16 protein-coding genes and 2 pseudogenes are annotated in these 17,964 nt (G+C 69.1%); 10 read left to right on the top strand and 8 right to left on the bottom strand.

What is annotated here, in order from left to right; all coding sequences use genetic code 11:
* The first annotated feature begins 93 nt into the window (after window positions 1-93).
* The 5 genes from ACJ512_RS11265 (at window position 94) to ACJ512_RS11245 (ending at window position 4,273) form a co-directional block, all read left to right on the top strand.
* Entirely contained in the window at window positions 94-981 is an 888-nt protein-coding gene (locus ACJ512_RS11265) for an oxidoreductase (protein ID WP_407686790.1), read from the top strand.
* A gap of 10 nt (window positions 982-991) precedes the next feature.
* Window positions 992-1,489, top strand: a complete 498-nt coding sequence (locus ACJ512_RS11260; RefSeq protein WP_407686770.1) for an SRPBCC family protein — start codon at window positions 992-994, stop codon at window positions 1,487-1,489.
* A gap of 9 nt (window positions 1,490-1,498) precedes the next feature.
* Window positions 1,499-2,380 carry a KPN_02809 family neutral zinc metallopeptidase gene (ypfJ, locus tag ACJ512_RS11255; RefSeq protein WP_407686771.1) on the top strand — a complete coding sequence of 294 codons (882 nt, stop codon included), beginning with the start codon at window positions 1,499-1,501 and terminating at the stop codon, window positions 2,378-2,380.
* 187 nt (window positions 2,381-2,567) lie between these two features.
* Complete coding sequence (locus tag ACJ512_RS11250) at window positions 2,568-3,224, top strand: DUF5642 family protein (RefSeq protein WP_407686772.1); 657 nt, start codon at window positions 2,568-2,570, stop codon at window positions 3,222-3,224.
* A 23-nt stretch (window positions 3,225-3,247) separates the two neighbouring features.
* Complete coding sequence (locus tag ACJ512_RS11245) at window positions 3,248-4,273, top strand: hypothetical protein (protein ID WP_407686773.1); 1,026 nt, start codon at window positions 3,248-3,250, stop codon at window positions 4,271-4,273.
* A gap of 15 nt (window positions 4,274-4,288) precedes the next feature.
* Here ACJ512_RS11245 and ACJ512_RS11240 read toward each other — a convergent pair whose 3' ends face one another.
* Window positions 4,289-5,773 carry a flavin-containing monooxygenase gene (locus ACJ512_RS11240; RefSeq protein ID WP_407686774.1) on the bottom strand — a complete coding sequence of 495 codons (1,485 nt, stop codon included), beginning with the start codon at window positions 5,771-5,773 and terminating at the stop codon, window positions 4,289-4,291.
* Window positions 5,774-5,921: 148 nt separating this feature from the next.
* Here ACJ512_RS11240 and ACJ512_RS11235 point away from each other — a divergent pair, with 148 nt between their 5' ends.
* Together ACJ512_RS11235 and ACJ512_RS11230 are read left to right on the top strand one after the other, a co-directional pair.
* Window positions 5,922-7,613: a PE family protein gene (locus tag ACJ512_RS11235; protein ID WP_407686775.1), complete on the top strand. Its 1,692-nt coding sequence runs from the start codon at window positions 5,922-5,924 to the stop codon at window positions 7,611-7,613.
* Between the two features lie 52 nt (window positions 7,614-7,665).
* Complete coding sequence (locus ACJ512_RS11230; protein ID WP_407686776.1) at window positions 7,666-8,850, top strand: LLM class flavin-dependent oxidoreductase; 1,185 nt, start codon at window positions 7,666-7,668, stop codon at window positions 8,848-8,850.
* 10 nt (window positions 8,851-8,860) lie between these two features.
* On the opposite strand, the gene ACJ512_RS11225 is transcribed toward ACJ512_RS11230, so the two are convergent.
* On the bottom strand, window positions 8,861-9,562 hold the full coding sequence (locus tag ACJ512_RS11225) for a nitroreductase family protein (protein WP_407686777.1): 702 nt from the start codon (window positions 9,560-9,562) through the stop codon (window positions 8,861-8,863).
* Window positions 9,563-9,572: 10 nt separating this feature from the next.
* A complete protein-coding gene (locus ACJ512_RS11220; protein WP_407686778.1) occupies window positions 9,573-10,382 on the bottom strand; it encodes an alpha/beta hydrolase in 810 nt (269 codons plus the stop codon).
* A gap of 130 nt (window positions 10,383-10,512) precedes the next feature.
* On the opposite strand from ACJ512_RS11220, the pseudogene ACJ512_RS11215 reads away from it, so the two are divergent.
* Window positions 10,513-11,322: pseudogene (locus ACJ512_RS11215) on the top strand (cytochrome P450); the annotation flags it as partial.
* 133 nt (window positions 11,323-11,455) lie between these two features.
* Window positions 11,456-12,073: pseudogene (locus tag ACJ512_RS11210) on the top strand (SDR family NAD(P)-dependent oxidoreductase); the annotation flags it as partial.
* A gap of 10 nt (window positions 12,074-12,083) precedes the next feature.
* On the opposite strand, the gene ACJ512_RS11205 reads toward ACJ512_RS11210, so the two are convergent.
* The 4 genes from ACJ512_RS11205 to ACJ512_RS11190 are packed head-to-tail and all read right to left on the bottom strand — an operon-like array spanning window position 12,084 to window position 15,753.
* Window positions 12,084-13,016, bottom strand: a complete 933-nt coding sequence (locus ACJ512_RS11205) for an SAM-dependent methyltransferase (RefSeq protein ID WP_407686791.1) — start codon at window positions 13,014-13,016, stop codon at window positions 12,084-12,086.
* Window positions 13,017-13,055: 39 nt separating this feature from the next.
* Window positions 13,056-13,571: a DUF2505 domain-containing protein gene (locus tag ACJ512_RS11200; protein WP_407686779.1), complete on the bottom strand. Its 516-nt coding sequence runs from the start codon at window positions 13,569-13,571 to the stop codon at window positions 13,056-13,058.
* A gap of 15 nt (window positions 13,572-13,586) precedes the next feature.
* Window positions 13,587-14,243, bottom strand: a complete 657-nt coding sequence (locus ACJ512_RS11195; RefSeq protein WP_407686780.1) for a flavodoxin family protein — start codon at window positions 14,241-14,243, stop codon at window positions 13,587-13,589.
* Between the two features lie 19 nt (window positions 14,244-14,262).
* On the bottom strand, window positions 14,263-15,753 hold the full coding sequence (locus ACJ512_RS11190) for a cytochrome P450 (RefSeq protein ID WP_407686781.1): 1,491 nt from the start codon (window positions 15,751-15,753) through the stop codon (window positions 14,263-14,265).
* Between the two features lie 125 nt (window positions 15,754-15,878).
* Here ACJ512_RS11190 and ACJ512_RS11185 point away from each other — a divergent pair, with 125 nt between their 5' ends.
* On the top strand, window positions 15,879-16,709 hold the full coding sequence (locus ACJ512_RS11185; RefSeq protein ID WP_407686782.1) for a class I SAM-dependent methyltransferase: 831 nt from the start codon (window positions 15,879-15,881) through the stop codon (window positions 16,707-16,709).
* On the opposite strand, the gene ACJ512_RS11180 is transcribed toward ACJ512_RS11185, so the two are convergent.
* Window positions 16,702-17,961: a phthiocerol/phthiodiolone dimycocerosyl transferase family protein gene (locus ACJ512_RS11180; protein WP_407686783.1), complete on the bottom strand. Its 1,260-nt coding sequence runs from the start codon at window positions 17,959-17,961 to the stop codon at window positions 16,702-16,704. The two genes, ACJ512_RS11185 and ACJ512_RS11180, sit on opposite strands and share 8 nt — an antisense overlap.
* Window positions 17,962-17,964: the final 3 nt, after the last annotated feature.

Below are 17,964 nucleotides of genomic sequence, written 5' to 3'. Positions count from 1 at the left end.
TTGCGATGGCCTTTCAAGGGCTTTCAAAGGGCTTTCAAAAGGCTTTCAAGGGCTGGAACGAATGCCCAGTCTAGAGGAGGTAATTTCTGTCCTATCGCCACCAACATCGCCCTCGTCGGTCCCGGCGCCGTCGGCACGACGGTCGCCGCGCTGCTCCATGCGGCCGGGCACCGGGTCCTGTTGTGCGGTCACACGACCCGGGACCGCATCGAACTGCGGCCCGACGGCGCGGAACCGATCGTGGTTCCCGGCCCGGTGCACACCGATCCGTCCGACGTCGACGGCCCGGTCGACGTGCTGATCCTGGCGGTCAAGGCCACCCAGACCGACGTCGCCGCGGGCTGGCTGGCCCGGCTGTGCGCCGAACACACCATTGTGGCGGTGCTGCAGAACGGCGTCGAACAGGTCGAGCAGGTGCAGCCGCACTGCCCGGCCTCGCCGGTGGTGCCGGGAATCGTGTGGTTCGGCTCCGAGACCCAGCCCGACGGCTGGGTGCGGCTGCGCGGCGAGCCCGCGCTGGTGCTGCCCAGCGGGCCCTCGGCGGAGACGGTCGCCGGGCTGTTGCGCGGCGCCGGCTGCCGGGTGGACTGCGAACCCGACTTCCTCACCGCGGCGTGGCGCAAGCTGCTCGTCAACGCGCTGGCGGGGTTGATGGTGCTGTCCGGGCGCCGGTCGGGCATGTACCGCCGCGACGACGTCGCCGCGCTGTCGCGCCGCTACGTCACCGAATGCCTCGCCGTGGCCCGGGCCGAGGGGGCCCGGCTCGCCGACGACGTGGTCGAGGAGCTGGTGGACCTGTTCCGTCGCGGCCCCGAGGACATGGGCACCTCGATGCTGGCCGACCGGGAGCAGCGTCGGCGGTTGGAATGGGACATCCGCAACGGCGTGGTCGTGCGCAGGGCGCGTGCGCACGGCCTGGCCACACCGATCAGCGACGTGCTGGTGCCGCTGCTGGCCGCGGCCAGCGACGGCCCCGGCTAGATTGATCGCCATGTTCCGCTGCGAGCCCGTCGACCTGACCTTCATCGACACCGCACCGTTCCGTTTCCGCAACAGCGTCGACCTGGCCATCACGCCCGAGCAACTGTTCGACGTGCTCGGCGACGCCGAGGCCTGGCCGCGCTGGGCGCCGGTGATCACCAAGGTGACCTGGACCAGCCCCGAGCCGCGCGGTGCCGGCACCACCCGCACCGTCCACATGCGCGGCGGCATCGTGGGCAACGAGGAGTTCCTCGCGTGGGAACCGTTCACCCACGTGGCATTCCGGTTCAACGAATGCTCGACAAAGGCGGTGGCGGCGTTCGCCGAGGACTACCGCGTCGAGGCCGTCCCCGGCGGCTGCCGGCTGACGTGGACGATGGCGCAGAAGCCCGCCGGGGCGGCGCGGCTGGCGATGTTCGCGGTCGCCCCGCTGCTGAACCTGGGCCTGCGCCGGTTCCTGAGCAACCTGCGCCGGTACACCGACGCCCACGCGGCCCGGCCGAGCTAGGAGCGCGCGATGACCTTCAACGAGGGGATGCAGATCGACACCAGCGCCGCGTCCACGTCCGGGGGCGTCGGCGGGATGCGGATCGCCCTGGGCGGGGGCATCGGCGGGTTGCTGATCCTGTTCGCGGCGTTGTTCTTCGGCGTCGACCCCGGCGGCATCACCAGCCAGCAGCCGATGGACACCCGCGACGACGTGGCCAGCGGCTTCGACTTGAGCCAGTGCCGCACCGGGGCCGACGCCAACAAGTACGTGCAGTGCCGCGTGGTGGCGACCGGCAATTCGGTGGACGCGGTCTGGCATCAGCTGATGCGCGACTACACCCGCCCGCGCATGCGCCTGTTCACCGGCAGCGTCGACACCGGCTGCGGTCCGGCCACCAGCGCGGTCGGCCCGTTCTACTGCCCGGTGGACCAGACGGCCTACTTCGACACCGACTTCTTCCAGGTCCTCGTCACGCAGTTCGGTTCCAGCGGAGGGCCGTTCGCGCAGGAATACGTGGTAGCCCACGAGTACGGCCATCACGTGCAGCAATTGCAGGGCATCATCGGCCGCGCCCAACAGGGCGCCCAGGGCGCCCTCGGCAACGGTGTGCGCACCGAGTTGCAGGCGGACTGCTACGCCGGCGTCTGGGCCCACTACGCGTCCACCGTCAAGCAGGAGAGCACCGGCGTGCCCTACCTGGAGCCGTTGAGTGACAAAGACATCCGTGACGCCCTGTCGGCCGCGGCGTCGGTGGGCGACGACCGGATCCAGAAGGCCGCGACCGGACACATCAACCCCGAGTCGTGGACGCACGGATCCTCGGCCCAGCGCCAGAAGTGGTTCACCACCGGCTACCAAACCGGCAACCCCAACAAGTGCGACACCTTCTCCGCCGCCAATCTCGGCTGACGGGCCGCGCTCACCCCCGATGCCTGCACGCCGGCTGCCGCAAGAGTCTGCGAGCCGAATAGCGTTCATTCGCCGCGAGATACGACCAGCGATGGTGGGGTGCGGGAAGCCACGGCCAGCGGCCATATCGGGCGGCTCTTCGGCGGGTGGGCTGGGCACGACGGCGGCACTTCGATACATTGCCTGGGTGTCCGTTCTCAAGGCATTGCTCGGCCTGGCCTGCGCCGGCCTGGTCGCGGCCTGCTCGTCGGGCGAGTCAGCCCACCCGGCGGACATCAAGAAGGTCTTCACCGTCGAGTCGACGTTCGGTCCGGAATTCCGCGTCAAGGGCAAGGGCCCCTCGGGGATCGACCCGCAGCTGGAGGGATCGCAGGGCCTCCCGCCCAACGTGACGTTCGAGCCGGCGGACTGCGGCAAGTACACCACCGGACAGCGGCTGCCGCTGGGCACGCAGGGCAAGATGGCCGCCGTGTTCGCCGACGGCAAGGGCAACCGGTTCGTCACGGTCGCCTTCCAGACCGCCGACGAGTTGCCCTTCGAAGCCATCCCCGACCAGTGCAAACACGTGACGTTCAGCGGTCCCAACCTCAACGGTGTCGTCGACGCGGTGGATGCACCACAGATCGAGGGCGCCCACACGCTGGGCACGTACCGCCAGGTCGAGGCCAAAGTCGGCGAGAAGGAGCAGTCCCAGGAGGTCTACCACTTCGCCGCCTACCTCGGGCGGTCGTTGGTGGTGGTCACCGCGGCCCCGCTGGCGGCGCCCAACCAGCCGCCGTCGCCGATCGACGTCGACCGCGCGCGCCGCCTGCTGACCGACGCCGTTTCGGCCATCCGCGGCTGACGCGCTGGCTAGGCTTGGCCCCCATGACTTCGGATGACGGTGCGTCGAGGCGCAGCAACCGCCCGAAGTGGGCCTTGATAGCGCTGACGGCGGTCGCGGTGCTGGCCGCCGCTTTGGCCACCTCGACGCTGCTCGGCCGCACCGGGGCCAACGATTCGTCGTCGCCTCCTTCGTCGGCACCGGCGCCCGCCACAACGTCGGAGGTCGCCAGCGCGCGGGACGCCGGCCCGGTCACCGTGGTCGTCGACGATCCCACGTGTCCGGCGTGGACAGCCATCAACAACAGCCTCGCGAACGGCGGGCAGGGCCTGTGGAACGACCGGGACCGGTCCGTTCCGGCTTCGGCCTGGAACGACAAACAACGCATCCAGTTCCTCGCCGCGGGCCAGGCCATGGGCAACGCCGCCGCGCAGACCGTCGGACTGGTCAAGCTGACGCCGCATCGGGTGGTGCGAGAACTCTACGAGCAGTTCATCGCCTACGCTCGCGACTACGCCGAGCACATCCCGCACTACACCCCGGCCGACGACACCCTGGCGGGCACCGCGAACAGCGTCTCCTCGGCGCTCGGGGCGATCTGCGCGGCGGTCGCCGACGGCTCGGCAGCGGAGCGCGGGCCGGTCGTGCCGCCGCCGGCCCCGCCGTCACAGGTCGCACCGGTGGGCAACATCGCCAAGCCGCAGCGCTTCCTCACCAAGCCCAATCCCGTATGCGCCGAATGGAAATCCGCGCTGGACGAATTCGGCGAACAAACCACCGACTGGCAGAAGATCAACCCCAACCTCCCCGCCCTGTGGTGGAACAAAGAGCAGAAGGCGACCAATTTCGCCGTCGCTCCGGTGATGAACGCCTATGCCGGCAAGCTGGAACTGCTCGGCCGGCGCGCCGGGAACCCGACGCTGCAGGACTTCGCGGTGCTCTCGGCGCAGTACCGGCGCGCGTTCGTCGTGGCGATACCGACCTACAGTCCGGCGGACAACCATCTGGCCAACGCCGCGACCTACGCCTCCACCACCGTTCTGGGAGCCTGCGCGGCCACGACCGGATAGAACCCCGGCGGCGCGTCAGGCGATCGCGTAGTCGCTCAACGGGAACCGGTCCTGCTCGGCGACGGCCTCGTACACCGACGTCGGCCGGAACAGCGGCGCCTCCCCGCTGGGGCAGAACCAGTACGACCGCGAGTTCGCGCAGTTGCCGGCGTAGAAGACCGAGTCGTCGAGCAGCTCGGTCATCCGGTCCAGGAAGCGGGCGTTGGCCTGCTCGGTGACCTCGAAGGTGCCCGCGCCGCGCCGCTGCAGTTCCCCGAACAACCGGTTCATGTGCCGCATCTGGTATTCGACGGTGTTGAACCACGACAGGCCGACCCACGCGTAGGGGCTGGCCATGGTCAGAAAGTTCGGGAAGTTGGGCACCGAGATACCTTCGTAGGCCTGAAACCTGTTTTCCCGCCACCATTTTCCGAGGTTGCGGCCGTCCCGGCCGATCACCTCGATCGCGGGCAGGTTGGCTTCCCAGACGTCGTACCCGGTGGCCAGGACCAGCGTGTCGATGGTGCGTTTGGTGCCGTCGCGGCCCACGATGCCGTCGGGTTCGATGCGTTCGATGCCGCTGGTCTCCAGGTGCACGTGCGGCTTGGTGAAGGCCCGGTAATACGAGTTGGAGATCGTCGGCCGCTTGCATCCGAAGTCGTACTCGGGGTTCAGCTTTCGCCACACGTCCCTGTTGCGCACCGCCAGCAGCCGGTGCAGCTTCGAGACATCCGACGCGGCCTTGTTGACCCACCGGAACGTGCGGAACCGCCACATCGCGATCACCATCATCAGGTCCATGGCCATGTCGGTGAACCACCGCACGACGCGCTGCGCGGCCGGCACCCGGGCGAACAGCCGCTGCACCGGGGGCGGGAACCCGACGTCGAGCTTGGGCATGACCCAGATCGGGGTGCGCTGGTACACGGTCAGCTCGGAGGCCTCCTTGGCCAACTCCGGGATCACCTGCACCCCGGTGGACCCGGTTCCGATGACCGCGGCGCGGCGCCCGGCGAAGGAGTAGGCGTCGTCCCAGTCGGCGGTGTGCACGATGCGCCCGCCGAACGTCTCGATGCCCGGGATGTCCGGGGTGCGCGGCTGGCACAGGAAGCCGGTCGCCGCGATCAGGAACTGCGCACTGAGCGTTTCGCCGCCGGCGAGGGCAACCTCCCAGCGCCGGGCCTCGTCGTCCCAGCGCGCGCCCTCGACGGTGCTGTTGAACCGCATGTAGCGGCGCACGTCGTACTTGTCGGCGACATGCTCGGCATACCGTTTGACCTCCGCGCCCGGCGCGAACAGCCGCGACCAGTACGGGTTGGGTTCGAACCAGTAGGAATAGGTGGTCGACGGGACGTCGACGGTGAGGCCCGGGTAGTGGTTGACATGCCACGTCCCGCCCAGGTCGCTCTCGCGGTCGACGATCAGGATGTTGTCGTAGCCCAGCCGGTTGAGCTGAATCGCCGCACCGATGCCCCCGAAACCCGCCCCCACGATGACGGCGTCGAATTGCTGCACGCCCATACTTTCCAAACCGTACCCGACGGCGCCGCCGCACGGCGGTCGGCGATTGCCGACAGGACTCCTGCTCGTGGACGCACCGGTTTGCGGTAAAGTCGATTTTCAGTCGGTTCCGGGGGGTCGGAAAAGACCGAATTTTGGGGGGTTTTTCATGTCGTATTTGGTGACGACACCGGAGTATGTGTCGGCAGCGGCAACGGATCTGGCGAACATCGGCTCGACGATCAGGGCGGCCAACGCGTCGGCGTCGGGCCCGACGACGGCGATGGTGGCCGCCGGCGCGGACGAGGTGTCGGCCGCGGTGTCGGCCGTCTTCTCCGAATACGGCCAGGCCTACCAGGCGCTCAGCGCGCAGGCCGAGGCATTTCACCAGCAGTTCGTGCAGCTGATGACCGCCGCGGGGGGCACCTACGCCGCCGCCGAGGCGGCCAACATCGCCCCGCTGCAGACCGTGCAGCAGGAGCTTTCGGCGGCGGTCAACGCGCCCACGCAGCTCGGGAGCGCGCTGGCCGGAGCAAACCTGGGCGGTCTCACCCGGGGCCTCACGAGTGGGTTGGGAAACCTCGCGGGCCTGGGCAGTGCAGCGAGCCTCGGAAATCTGGTCGGACTCACCGGCCTGGGTGGCCTGACCAATCTCGGCGGGCTCGCGAATGTCGGAAATCTCACCAATCTCGGGGGGCTGGGAAATCTCGGTGGCATCACCAATCTGGGCGGCCTGACCAATCCCGCCGGCCTCGCCAACCTCGGCGGCCTGACCGGGGGCCTGGCCAATCTCAACGTCGGCGGCGACCTCAGCCGCCTGGCCAACGTTCCGTACAACCTGTTCGCCGACGTCGCGAACATCCCCTACTACGAGTCGCTGGCGCTGCAGGAGTACGCGTACGCCCTGGGCCCGGCCGGCTCGGTCGGCGGCGTTCCGGGCTGGATCCCGCCGGGCGCCACCATCGCGAACGGCGGGGTCAAGATGATCGACGGGCTGCCCTACTACGCCCTGGGCGGGACCGGCAGCTGGGAGTACGAATCCATGGGCAACACGTGGGGCTGGGACGACGGCAACTGGCCGCAGGTCGACGCGCTGCTGCACTTCGCGCTGCCCTTCCCGTTCACCGAATCCCTCGCCTACCAATTCGAGACCTTCGCGCAGGCCGAGTTCATCGACGGCACCGCCGTCAGTTCCCAGTTCATGACCGCCGACCCGCTGGCGTACCTGGGGGGCTGGCTGCACGGCGCCACCCCGATCTCGTCGCTGCTGGCCGGCACCACCTTCCCCAACACCGTTGCGAACACCATCGGCATGAACAGCCCGACCGGGGTCGTCAACGTCGGCCCCAACGGCGACCTGGTCAACTGGGCGGGCCAGCCGGCGCACCTGGAGCCGATGGCGCCGCTGAACGCCATCGGCGCCAACCTGACGGCAACCCCGGCTCAGGACCCGATCATGCTGCCCAACCTCGGCAACGTCGCCACCAGCGCGATCCAGCTCGAGTTCGACGAGATCAACGATTTCAATCCGTTCGAGACCGGCAGCTTCCTGTACTGGGGGGCCCCGAACCTCTACAGCGTCCCGTCCGCGCTCGGCGGCACGCTGCAGGACTTCACGAACATCCCGAACCAGTTCCCGCTGGCCAACTACGGCGCCGAGCCCATCTCGGGCTACACCACGGGCCCGTCGTCGCTGCTGCCCGGCCTGCAGGAAGGCGGCCAGTACCTGCAGCAGGGCCTGTTCGACTACCTCAACCCCGAGATCTACGGCCAGGCCCTCAACACCGACCTCACCGTGCTGACCCACCCGGGCATCCTGGTCGCCGATGCCCCGCTGACCGGCTACCTGGGACTCGGCTAGTCGAGATCGGTGCTCCGGCAACCATTCTCAGTGCACGGGTAGCGTCGAGATCATGGCGCTGCTGCTGAACGGGAACCGCTCGGTCGACAAGCACGGGTTCCGGTTCGGGATTCTCGACGGGATCGTGAACTCGCGGCTGTCGCCGACCGCGCTGACGCAGGCGAGTTACCTGACCGCCGCGGCCACGGGAGCCGACTCGTTCTGGGTCGGCGATCACCTGAACGCGTTCATCCCGCGCTCGCTGGCCACGCGCGAGCACCTCGGCGTGGCAGCCACGGTCGTGCCCGACGTCGACGCGGTCCTCGAACCGTGGACCATGCTGGGAAACCTGGCTGCCCGCAACCGCATTCGCCGGCTTCGGCTCGGGATCTGCGTGACCGACGCCAGCCGCCGCAACCCGGCGGTGACGGCGCAGGCCGCGGCGAGCCTGCACCTGCTCACCCGGGGCCGCGCCATGCTGGGCATCGGCGTCGGGGAGCGCGAGGGCAACGAGCCCTACGGCGTGCGGCGGAGCAAACCCGTGGCCGAACTCGAGGAGGCCCTGGCCACGATCCGCGCGTTGTGGGATTCGGCCGGCGAGCTGGTCACCCGCGACTCCCCCTATTTCCCTTTGCGCAACGCCATGTTCGCGCTGCCGCCCTATCTCGGGAAGTGGCCGGAGATCTGGGTGGCGGCCCACGGGCCGCGGATGCTGCGCATCACCGGGCGCTACGCCGACGCCTGGGTGCCCTTCGTCATCTCCCGGCCCGACGACTACTCGCGCGCACTGGAGGCCGTGCGCTCCTCGGCGTCCGACGCCGGCCGCGACCCGATGTCGATCGTGCCCGCGGTGAACCGCGCCCTGGTCACCGGTCGCAGTCGCGACGACGTGGACGAGGCGCTGGACTCGGTGATCATGAAGGCCTCGGCGCTGGCCGCCCCCGCCGAAGCCTGGGCGCGCCACGGCGCCGAACACCCGCTGGGTGCCGGGTTCTCCGGGGTGCAGGACCTGGTGCCGCAGACCATCGACGCGCGGACGGCGTTGTCCTACACCGCGAAAGTCCCGCTGTCCCTGATGAAAGAGCTGACGTTCAACGGCACGCCCGGGGAAGTCGTCGACCAGGTGGCGCAGTGGCGCGACCACGGGCTGCGCTACGCGCTGATCATCAACGCCGGACCGCTGAACCCGAGCTTTCGCAAGAGCCTGGCGTCGAACGCCCCGTACCTCAAGCTGCTTCGCCGGCTGAAGAAGCTGTGACCCGCGGGCCTCAGCCGTCCTGCCACGCCCGGTTGCCGTAGGTGTCGAGGTGGGTCACCTCGCCGACCGGCCGCCGCGTCGTGGGTCCGTAGCGCCCGCGCGGCCACCCCAGCGGGACGACGCAGCACGGCGTCACCGAGTGCGGCAACCCCAGCGCGCGGCGGGCCGACGCCACGCTCCACAGCGGCAGGGTGATCAGCGAGGCCCCCAAACCCATTGCGCGCGCCGCCAGCAACAGGTTCTGCACGCTCGGGTAGATCGACCCGTAGTACCCCGATTCGGCGGCGTGCGGCAGCGGCACCAACGGCAGCTTGCCGTCCCGCACCCCCAGCCGCAGACACGCGACCACCAGCACCGGGATCTCGGTGAAGTGGTCGACCTGCCACTGCACCGCGCGGGTGATCTTCGCCATCGACTCGTCGCGGGCGGCCACCCGCCGGATCATCGCGTTTTGGTAGATCCACCACGCCTGCCGGTAGCGCCGGGCCAGTCTGTCCTTGACGCGCTGGTCCTTGACGACGACGAATTCCCAGTTCTGCCCGTTGGCGCCGGTCGGGGCGCGCAGCGCCAGCTCGATGCACTTGAGCACCACCGCGTCGTCGACGGGGTCGGGCAGGACGCGGCGCACCGCCCGCTGGGTCATCATCGCGTCGGCGAGCGGCATGTCGAGACGGCCCAGCGCCTCGGCAGCGCTGGGGATCTGCCCCGTCATGTCGTGCACCTCAAAGGCCTTGTCCACCAAGCCATTCGTCGATCCTTTCAGCCACCGCCGCCCAGCCGGGCTCCAGCATCATGTTATGGCCCATGCCGGGGAAGAACTCCGCCTCGGTGCCGTAGGCGCGCGCCGTGGCGTGCACTTCGCTGCGAGTATGGGCGCCGTCCTCCCGAGCGCCCAGCACGAGCAGCGGAGCGCTCACCCGTGTCGGCCGAACCAGGTTGAGCACCAGGCAGTCCGTCCCGATGCGGGCGCTCTCCTCCTGCAGGCGCGCCGCGTAGCCGAGGACCTCGGCGTCGGTCAACCCGGCGGCGAAGAACCGCTCGCGCGCGAGCTCGAGGGTGTTGACGTACGCCAACGACCTACCGGTGACGGCCATCTTCGCGAAGTGCCACGGATGGCGGCGCAGCCAGCGCAGTCCGGAACCGAGATTTCCCCGCGGCGGCATGGACGACAGCAGCACGCCCGCGGGAGCGTCGCGGCGCTCCAGGTACTTCTGGACGATGAAGCCGCCCAGGGAGTGGCCGACCACGACGGGGCTGGTGGCCAAACCGCCGGCGACCGCGTCCACGTCCGCGACGTAGTCGGCGATCGAACAGCTGCGCAGCGGCTTCGCCGTCGGACTTTTTCCGTGACCGCGCAGGCTCACCGCCAGCGCCCGATAGCCCCGGCCGGCGAAGAAGTCGAGGAAGTGCTCGTCCCAGCACCAGGCCGCGTGCCAGGCGCCGTGGACGAAAAGCAGCGGGACGGGATGGGATTGGCTGACGCTTCCCTTGTCGATCACCTCGAGCGCGCCCGCGCCGGTGTAGCTAGGCAACTCGAAGCCCCCGTTGGTTCAGTCGGTTTCAGGACCCATTGCAACGTAGCACCCGAGAAGTTCACCCCGCTTAGTGGCGGGAGAACGTTTCGCGGCGCACATTTCGGGAAGGATATTGCCGGGGTTATTTATGGGGACACTGACGACCGAGCCGGTGCGCCTGCCGCCGGGACCGCGACTACCGGCCGCATTGCAGGGGGTCGCTCTCCTGGCCGCGCGGCAGCAGGTCATCGGGCGGCTCTGCCGCCGGCACGGCGGCGCGTTTACCGTGCAGTTGCCGATATTCGGCCGGACGGTCGTGGTGGGCGACCCCGTCCTGGTCAAGGAACTGTTCGGCACCGGCATCGATGTGCTCGGGCGGCCCCGGCACACCTTCGGCGAGGTGATCGGTCCCGGATCGACATGGGGCCTGGACGGGCAGGCGTTCGTCGAGCGCCGCAGACTGCTGGCTCCGCCGTTGCACGGCAAGCGGATAAGGACCTACGAGCAGACCGTCGACGAAGAGGTGGTGCGCGAGATCGCGGACTGGCCGCAGGGCCGGGAGTTCGCGACGCTGCCCTCGATGAGACGCATCACACGGCGTGCGGTGTTCGACGCCGAGGGCGCCGCGCTCGACCGGCTCTGCGAGCTGATACCGCCGGCGGTGGGGATCGGTTCGCGTATCGGCCTGCTGCCGTCGGCGATACGGCGCGACTACGGCCGGTGGAGCCCCGGTGGGCGGTTTGCGCGGTACCGGCGCCAGCTCGACGCCGTGATCGGGTCGCTCATCGCGGACGCGCGTTCCGATCTCGCGTCCGGCCGGCGCGACGACGTGCTGGCGCTGCTGCTGCGGGCCCGCGGCGGCAACGGCGAGCCGATGCCGGACCGGCACATCTCCGACGAGTTGCTGACCCTGCTGATGGCCGGTCACGAGTCGACGCCGACGACGTTGGCGTGGATCGTGGAACGCGTGCGCCGCCATCCGCGGTTGCTGTCCCGGCTGACCGACGAAGCCGACGCCGGCGGCTCCGAATTGCGGCACGCGACGATTCTGGAGGTGCAACGCAAGCCACTCCTCGTTCGAGCGCGTCGCCGCCGACGTGCTGCGCCGGTCCGGGCGGATCGACTTCCTCTTCAACAACGCCGGCATCGGGGTCGGCGGCGAGGTGGACGGCTACACGCTCGACGACTGGTACGACGTCTTCGACGTGAACCTGCGCGGGGTGGTACACGGCATCCAGGCGATGTACCCGACGATGATCCGGCAGCGCTCCGGGCACATCGTCAACGCCGCCTCGATGGCCGGGCTGGTCACCACGGTCAGCCAGGCCGGCTACACCGCGAGCAAGCACGCCGTCGTCGCGCTGTCCAAGACGTTGCGGCTCGAGGCCCGGCGCCACGGCGTGCGCGTGTCGGTGCTGTGCCCGGGGGTGATCCGCACCCCGATCCTCACCGGCGGCGCCTACGGTCGCAACGAGGGCGTCAGCGACGCCGACCTGCTGCGGCTGGCCGAGAGGGTGCGGCCGATGTCCCCGGACGCCTTCGCCGAGCGGGCGCTGCGCGCCGTGCTGCGCGACGACGCGATCATCGTGGTGCCGGCGTGGTGGAAGGCGTTGTGCTACTTGGAGCGCCTCTCCCCCGCCCTGTCGATGTGGGCGGTCAGGATGACGATGCTCAAGCAGGTGCGGGCGGTGCACACGGCGGGCGGCTGACGTTGCGGGACTACGCCTGCTTGGCTTTTTTGGCGACCGCCAGGATGTAGTCGACGTGCCATTCGTGGATCCAGAAGTTGTCGGGCTGCACCGTCCACCGCAGGACGGGATTCACGGACCTGCGTTCGGGCGCGAACAGGCTCTTGGACAGGAACCTGGCCAGCGGCCGGAAGATCTCGTCGGCGATGGAGCGCGTTTCGGCTTCGGCAAAACCGACGTGCAGCAACAGGTCCCGATAGGAGTCGACGTTCGCCGCCTTGCGCACCGCCAACGGCGGTGCGCCCCGCCACCCGAGCCGGGCGACCTTGCGGCGGTGCCGGGCGTTGAGGCACGTCTTGCGGGGCACGATGTCGGCGGTCACCAACAGGCCGCCCGGCTTGAGCACGCGCAACGCCTCGGAGAAGAAGTCGACGCGGGACGGGAAGTGGAAGGCCGACTCCATCGCGACGACCTTGTCGACCGACTCGTCTGCCTGGGGCAGCGCGCAGGCGGACGCGTGGACGTAGTCGATCCGCTCCGCCAGGCCCGCTTCCCGCACCCGACGTTCCGAGATGGCGATCTGCTCGGTCGCCACGTTGATCCCGGTGATGTGTTTGACGCCGAACTCGTTGGCCCACAGGATGTCCTGGTCGCCGTAGCCGGGCCCGCAGTCCACGACCACGTCGGATGCGGCGAATTCGGCGCTACGCGCGACGAGGCGGGCCAGGTCCCGGCTCGCCTCGTCCAGCGTCGCGGGGTCGTTCTCCCAGTACCCGAAGTTGATGAACAGCGACTCCTCGCCGAACAGGTTCTGGGTGCCGATGATGTCGTATATCTGGCCGGTCTTCGACCCGTCGGTGTGCGACAGCAGGACGCGGGCCGTGCGCCGGCACTCGTCGGCCCAGCGGCGCAGCCGCGCCCCGGTGGTTTCTTCCTGTATGCGACGCGGAACTGTGACCACGATGTCCCCCCTGGTCTACTCGTTGATTGCGGACGGCAAGCCCTAGGAATGCTCGGCGATCCACGCCGTGGTGAAGTGCTGGATGACGGGGATGTTCTCGGTCAGATTGGCGCCGATGGCGTTCTCGAGTTTGCCGCCCAACAACGGGATCCTGACCTCGACCGACGCCGCGAAGATCAGTTGCGAACCGTTGTGGCCGGGCGGGCCCGCGGGCACCAGCCGCGCGTTCGCAAGCCCCGACCCCAATCCGCCGGGGGCCGAGACCCGGACCTCGCCGCGTACCTCGTCGTGCGCGACGGGCGTCCACGTCTCGCTGTGCAGGATCTTGATGTCCCCCGGGACCAGTTTGGCGACCGCGCCGGGTAACAGCTGCCGGCCCAGGTACTGGGTGGCGTGCATCGTCACCGTCCCGTCGGGGTCGACGGTCAGCGAATCCATCGAGGTGGAGGCGTCGAAAGCCTCGTGCCGGGCCAGCCAGTAGTCCTTGCGGCTGAACGCCGCATGGACCTGCCCGACGCTGGCCGACGACTCGGTCACGATGTCGAATGTGCGTGGCATGTGGCAGACGATTCCTTATCGGGTGGCGGCGAACAAGCGGTCCGCCAGGGCGGACGCGAACTTTCGCGCCTGCTCCAGCTGCTGCGGTCCGACGTTGGTCGCCGGGATGGGCACGCCCAGGTACCGGTCCCGGTACTCCCCGGTGCCCAGGTAGCTGGTCAGCGAGAGCATGGAGCGGAGCTGGTCGCCGGGATAGGCGAAATGTACTCCGTCGACGTAGCGGCCGCCCCGCTTGGTGGCCAGCTTGCGCACCGCGGTGAGGTTCTCCCGCCAGTACCGCCGGCACACCACGAACACGGCGAACGGTTTGCCCGCCATCAGTTGTCGCGCCTCGTCGGACTTCAGGAACGACCGCATCGGCATGCTCGCCGTGCGCCACCAGGTCGGCGAGCCGATGCAGATCAGGTCGTAGTCCCCGTCGCGGACCGCATCCGGCGTGCGGATCTCCCCGCTCGCGCGGCGCAGCTGGGCCGGGAGCACGCTGAGTATGTCGGGCCACACGCGCCGCATCGGGAAGCGGGTGAACGGTTCGGCGAAGCGCGGGTCGGTGAACTCGATCTGCGCCTTGCGCACCTCGCACCCACGCTCGCGGAACACCTCCGCCGCGGCCTCGAGAACTTTGAGCGACTGCCCCGTGTAGGTGTAGTACAGCAGCAGGACCCGTGGGCGCATCAGTGAGTCTCCTTGTGGTTCAACGCCCGGCCTCGCCGAGGGGCCGCAGCACGATGGGCATGCCGTCGACCGGGATGGGCATGCCGCCGTAGTCCCAGCGCGACCGGTAGCCGGGGTGGGCCAGCTCGAGGCGGTAGCGGCGCAGCAACCGGTGGATCACGGCTTTGACCTCGAGCTGGGCGAACACCAGCCCGATGCACTTGTGCGCGCCACCGCCGTACGGGACGAAAGCGTAGTGGTGGTTCTTGTGCTCGGCCCGCGGCTCGGCGAACCGCGCGGGATCGAACCTCTCCGGTTCCGTCCACAGCTCGGGCAGCCGGTGGTTCATCGACGGCCAGACCAGCATGAGGGTGCCGGCCGGCAGGTAGTGGCCCACCAGATCGGTGTCGCGCACGGTCTGGCGCATGACGAACGGCAGCGGGGTCACCATCCGCAGCGACTCGTTCATCACCAGGTCCAGCGCCTCCAGCTTCTCCAGCGCCTCGATGTCCAGCGGTGCGTCACCCAGCCGCGCCGACTCGTCACGGCATCGTTCCTGCCATTCCGGTTGCGCGGCAAGGTTGTAGGCGATGTTGGTCGTGGCCGTCGTGGAGGTGTCGTGGCCGGCCATCAGCAGGAAGATCATGTGGTTGACGATGTCGGAGTCGGTGAAGCTGTTGCCGTCCTCGTCGGTGCTGTGGCACAACACGGTGAGCAGGTCGCTGCCGTCGGTGTCGCGGCGTTCCCTGACCCGCTCGGTGAAGTAGTCCTCCAGGATTTTGCGGCCCCGCAGGCCGCGCCACCACTTGAACGGCGGCACCGGATAGCGGATGAACGCCCCACCGGCGCGGGTGGTGATCGTGAAGGCGTCGTTCACCTTGGTGACCAGTCGACGGTCGGTGCCGGGTTGGTGGCCCATGAACACCATCGACGCGATGTCGAGGGTGAGCTTCTTCATCGCGGGGTGAAACAGGAACCGGGCGTCGTCGGTCGGCCAGTCGGCGACGACGCCGGTGACCACCCGGTCGATGTGCTCGACGTAGCCGGACAACCGGGTGCGGGTGAACGCGTCATGCATGATGCGCCGGTGATACAGGTGCTCGTCGAAGTCCAGCAGCATCAGGCCGCGGTTGAAGAACGGCCCGCAGATCGGGTACCACCCTTTCTGGGAGAAGGCCTTGTCCTTGTTGGCGAACACCGCCCGGGTGGCGTCGGGCCCCAGCGCGTTGACCGAGCGCAGGATCCGCACGTCGGAGAAGAACACCGGACCGTATTTGCGGTACATGTGCAGCGCGAAGTCGGGTCCCCCGCGGAACATCTCGATGCTGTGGCCGAAAACCGGCAGGCCCGAGTCGCCCAGCGCCGGCGCGAGGCCGCTGCCGGCGGGCGGTGCGGCCAGCACCTTGGTCTTCCACGGATGGTCGCGCACCTTGCGCTCCACCAGTCCCATGGCGGGAATGTTGTTGAGCGTCGGCGTGAGCCGGCGACGGGCCTGGTCTGCCAGATACGCCGGGGTGCGGATGGCGGTCATCGGCGTTCCTCCTTTCCGGGGGCGACGGCAGGTGCGTGCGGTGTGGCTGCGACTCTCGGGACCCTGGGGGCCCTCGGGTGACCCGCGCGCCCACGAACCCCGAACCGGCCCGTAACCTCGGAGAGGTGACGCAGAAGGTTTCGGTCGATCTCAGCGGCGCCCCGCAGACCATGCTGGCGACGCTCTACCTCAAGGCGCTGGACGCCGATTTCGCTCGCCCGATCCTCGGCGACCGGTTCGCCAAGGACGCGGCCGCACGCCTCGACTACGACTTCACCGACATCGGCATCACCGCGAAGTGGGCCCCGCTGATCACCGTGCGCACCGCGCAGTACGACATCTGGGCGCGCCAGTTCCTGGCGGTCCACCCGCGCTGCACGGTGGTGCACCTGGGCTGCGGCATGGACAGCCGGGTGTTCCGGCTCGACCCCGGCCCGGACGTGCGGTGGTTCGACGTGGACTACCCCGAGGTTATTGCCTTGCGGGAGAAGGTTTTTCCGTCCCGGCCGGGATACCGCCTGCTGCCCACGTCGGCGACCGACATGTCCTGGCTCGACCAGATCCCCGCGGACGGGCCCGTGCTGCTGCTGGCCGAGGGCATCAGCATGTATCTGACCGAGGACGAGGGCGTGGCGCTGCTGAGCGGCTTCGTCGACCGCTTCGGATCCGGCGAGCTGCAGATCGACTTCTACAACCGGTTGGCGATCAGGTCGCAGAAGGGGCACACGCTGGTGCGGCGCACCGGGTCGAAGCTGTTCTGGGGGGTCGACAGCCCGCAGGACGTTCTGAGCCGGGTGCCCGGCATCCGCCTGCTGATCGCCGCGACGTTGTTCGACGCCAGCACCTTTCGCGGCGCGCCCAGGGGCTTCCAGGTGGCGGGCCGGCTGAGCCGCATCGCCCCGCCGCTGCGCCGCACCCTGCAGTACCATCGCTATGCCTTCGGGCCCGTCAGCTGACGCCACTGGCGGCGTGTTGTTCGGCGACGCTGCGCAGCACCGTATGTATCTCCTCGACGAACTTCTCCGGTCCCGGCGCGTGCGTGTGGTACTCGACCACCAGTTGGCCGGCGAAGATCTTGCTCAGGTACATGTCGATGCCGGCGCTGACGGCGAAGTAGAACTCGCTGTGGGCCGCGACGAGTTCCACCTCCGGCGGCGTGCGCACCGGGGGCACCAGCCCGCTGTCGGTCAGCATGACGACGTCGGGCATGCCGGGCGGGTTGCCGACGTATTGGGGAGTGAAGTGCAGCAGTGACTGCTGGACCACCCCGGCGGCCAGGTCCGCCCGGAACGTCTCGGCGATGTCGCGGGCCAGGCTCACCACGTCGGTGTTGCGGTCGATCTCGGCCAGATAGGTGGCCACGCCCAGCGGGTTGGTGCACGCGGTCGCCGACAGCGGCGGCGAGAGGACGTAGCGCAGGTCGACCGGGTAGAGGTAGGGCACCGGGATGTTGGTCTCGCCGCGAAGCTTCCACTCCGCGATCAGGACGGCCGCCGACAGGAGTCCGTTCAGGTTGACCTTCCGGGACCGGCCGAAGGCGATCAGGTCCTGCGTCTCGCGCTCGCTCAGCCGGCACCCCGCCATGGGGACGCGCAGCGGCGAGGCCGGCGTGACATCGGAGGCGGTCCGCCGCGACGGCGGCAGGTCGTAGGCGAACACGGCGGGCATGAACCGCTCGAGCCCTGACCGCTGCTGCTTGCCGATACCGCGTTGGGCCAGCACGGTTTCCAGCGAATCCGGTGCGGGCCGCACCTCGACCTGGCCGACGCTGCCGGTGCAGACCAGGTCGGTGTAATAGGAGAACATCTCCTCGACGAGGCTGAACTCGTGGTGACCGTCGGCGAGGGCGTGGTGCACGTACAGGGTCAGCTGCACACCGCCGGCGTGGGAGACCACGCGCAGGTGCACCAGCGACGCGGTCTGGTCCAGGTGCACGGGCGGGACTTCGGCTGCCGGGCCGGTGTTCTCCAGCACCTCGATCCCCGGATGCAGGAGGTCGTCGACGGCGAACTGGTGACGCCCGTCGGGGTCCTGTTCGAGATGGCCGCCGAGCACCGGGTGGGCCTCCAGCAGCGCGTCGAAGGCCGCCGACAGGGCGTCGAGGTCGACCCGTCCCCGTACGTCCGCGCCGAGACCCACGTAACTCTGCGTCTCGGCGAAGATCTCCTCGCTGCGCGACAGCTTGCGAATTATCGATGAGGTGAACACTTT

It is taken from the genome of Mycobacterium cajalii (genome assembly GCF_045809005.2).
GTDB lineage: Bacteria > Actinomycetota > Actinomycetes > Mycobacteriales > Mycobacteriaceae > Mycobacterium.
Note: the sequence above shows the minus strand (reverse complement) of the source record. Positions and strands in the feature narration are given on the sequence as shown.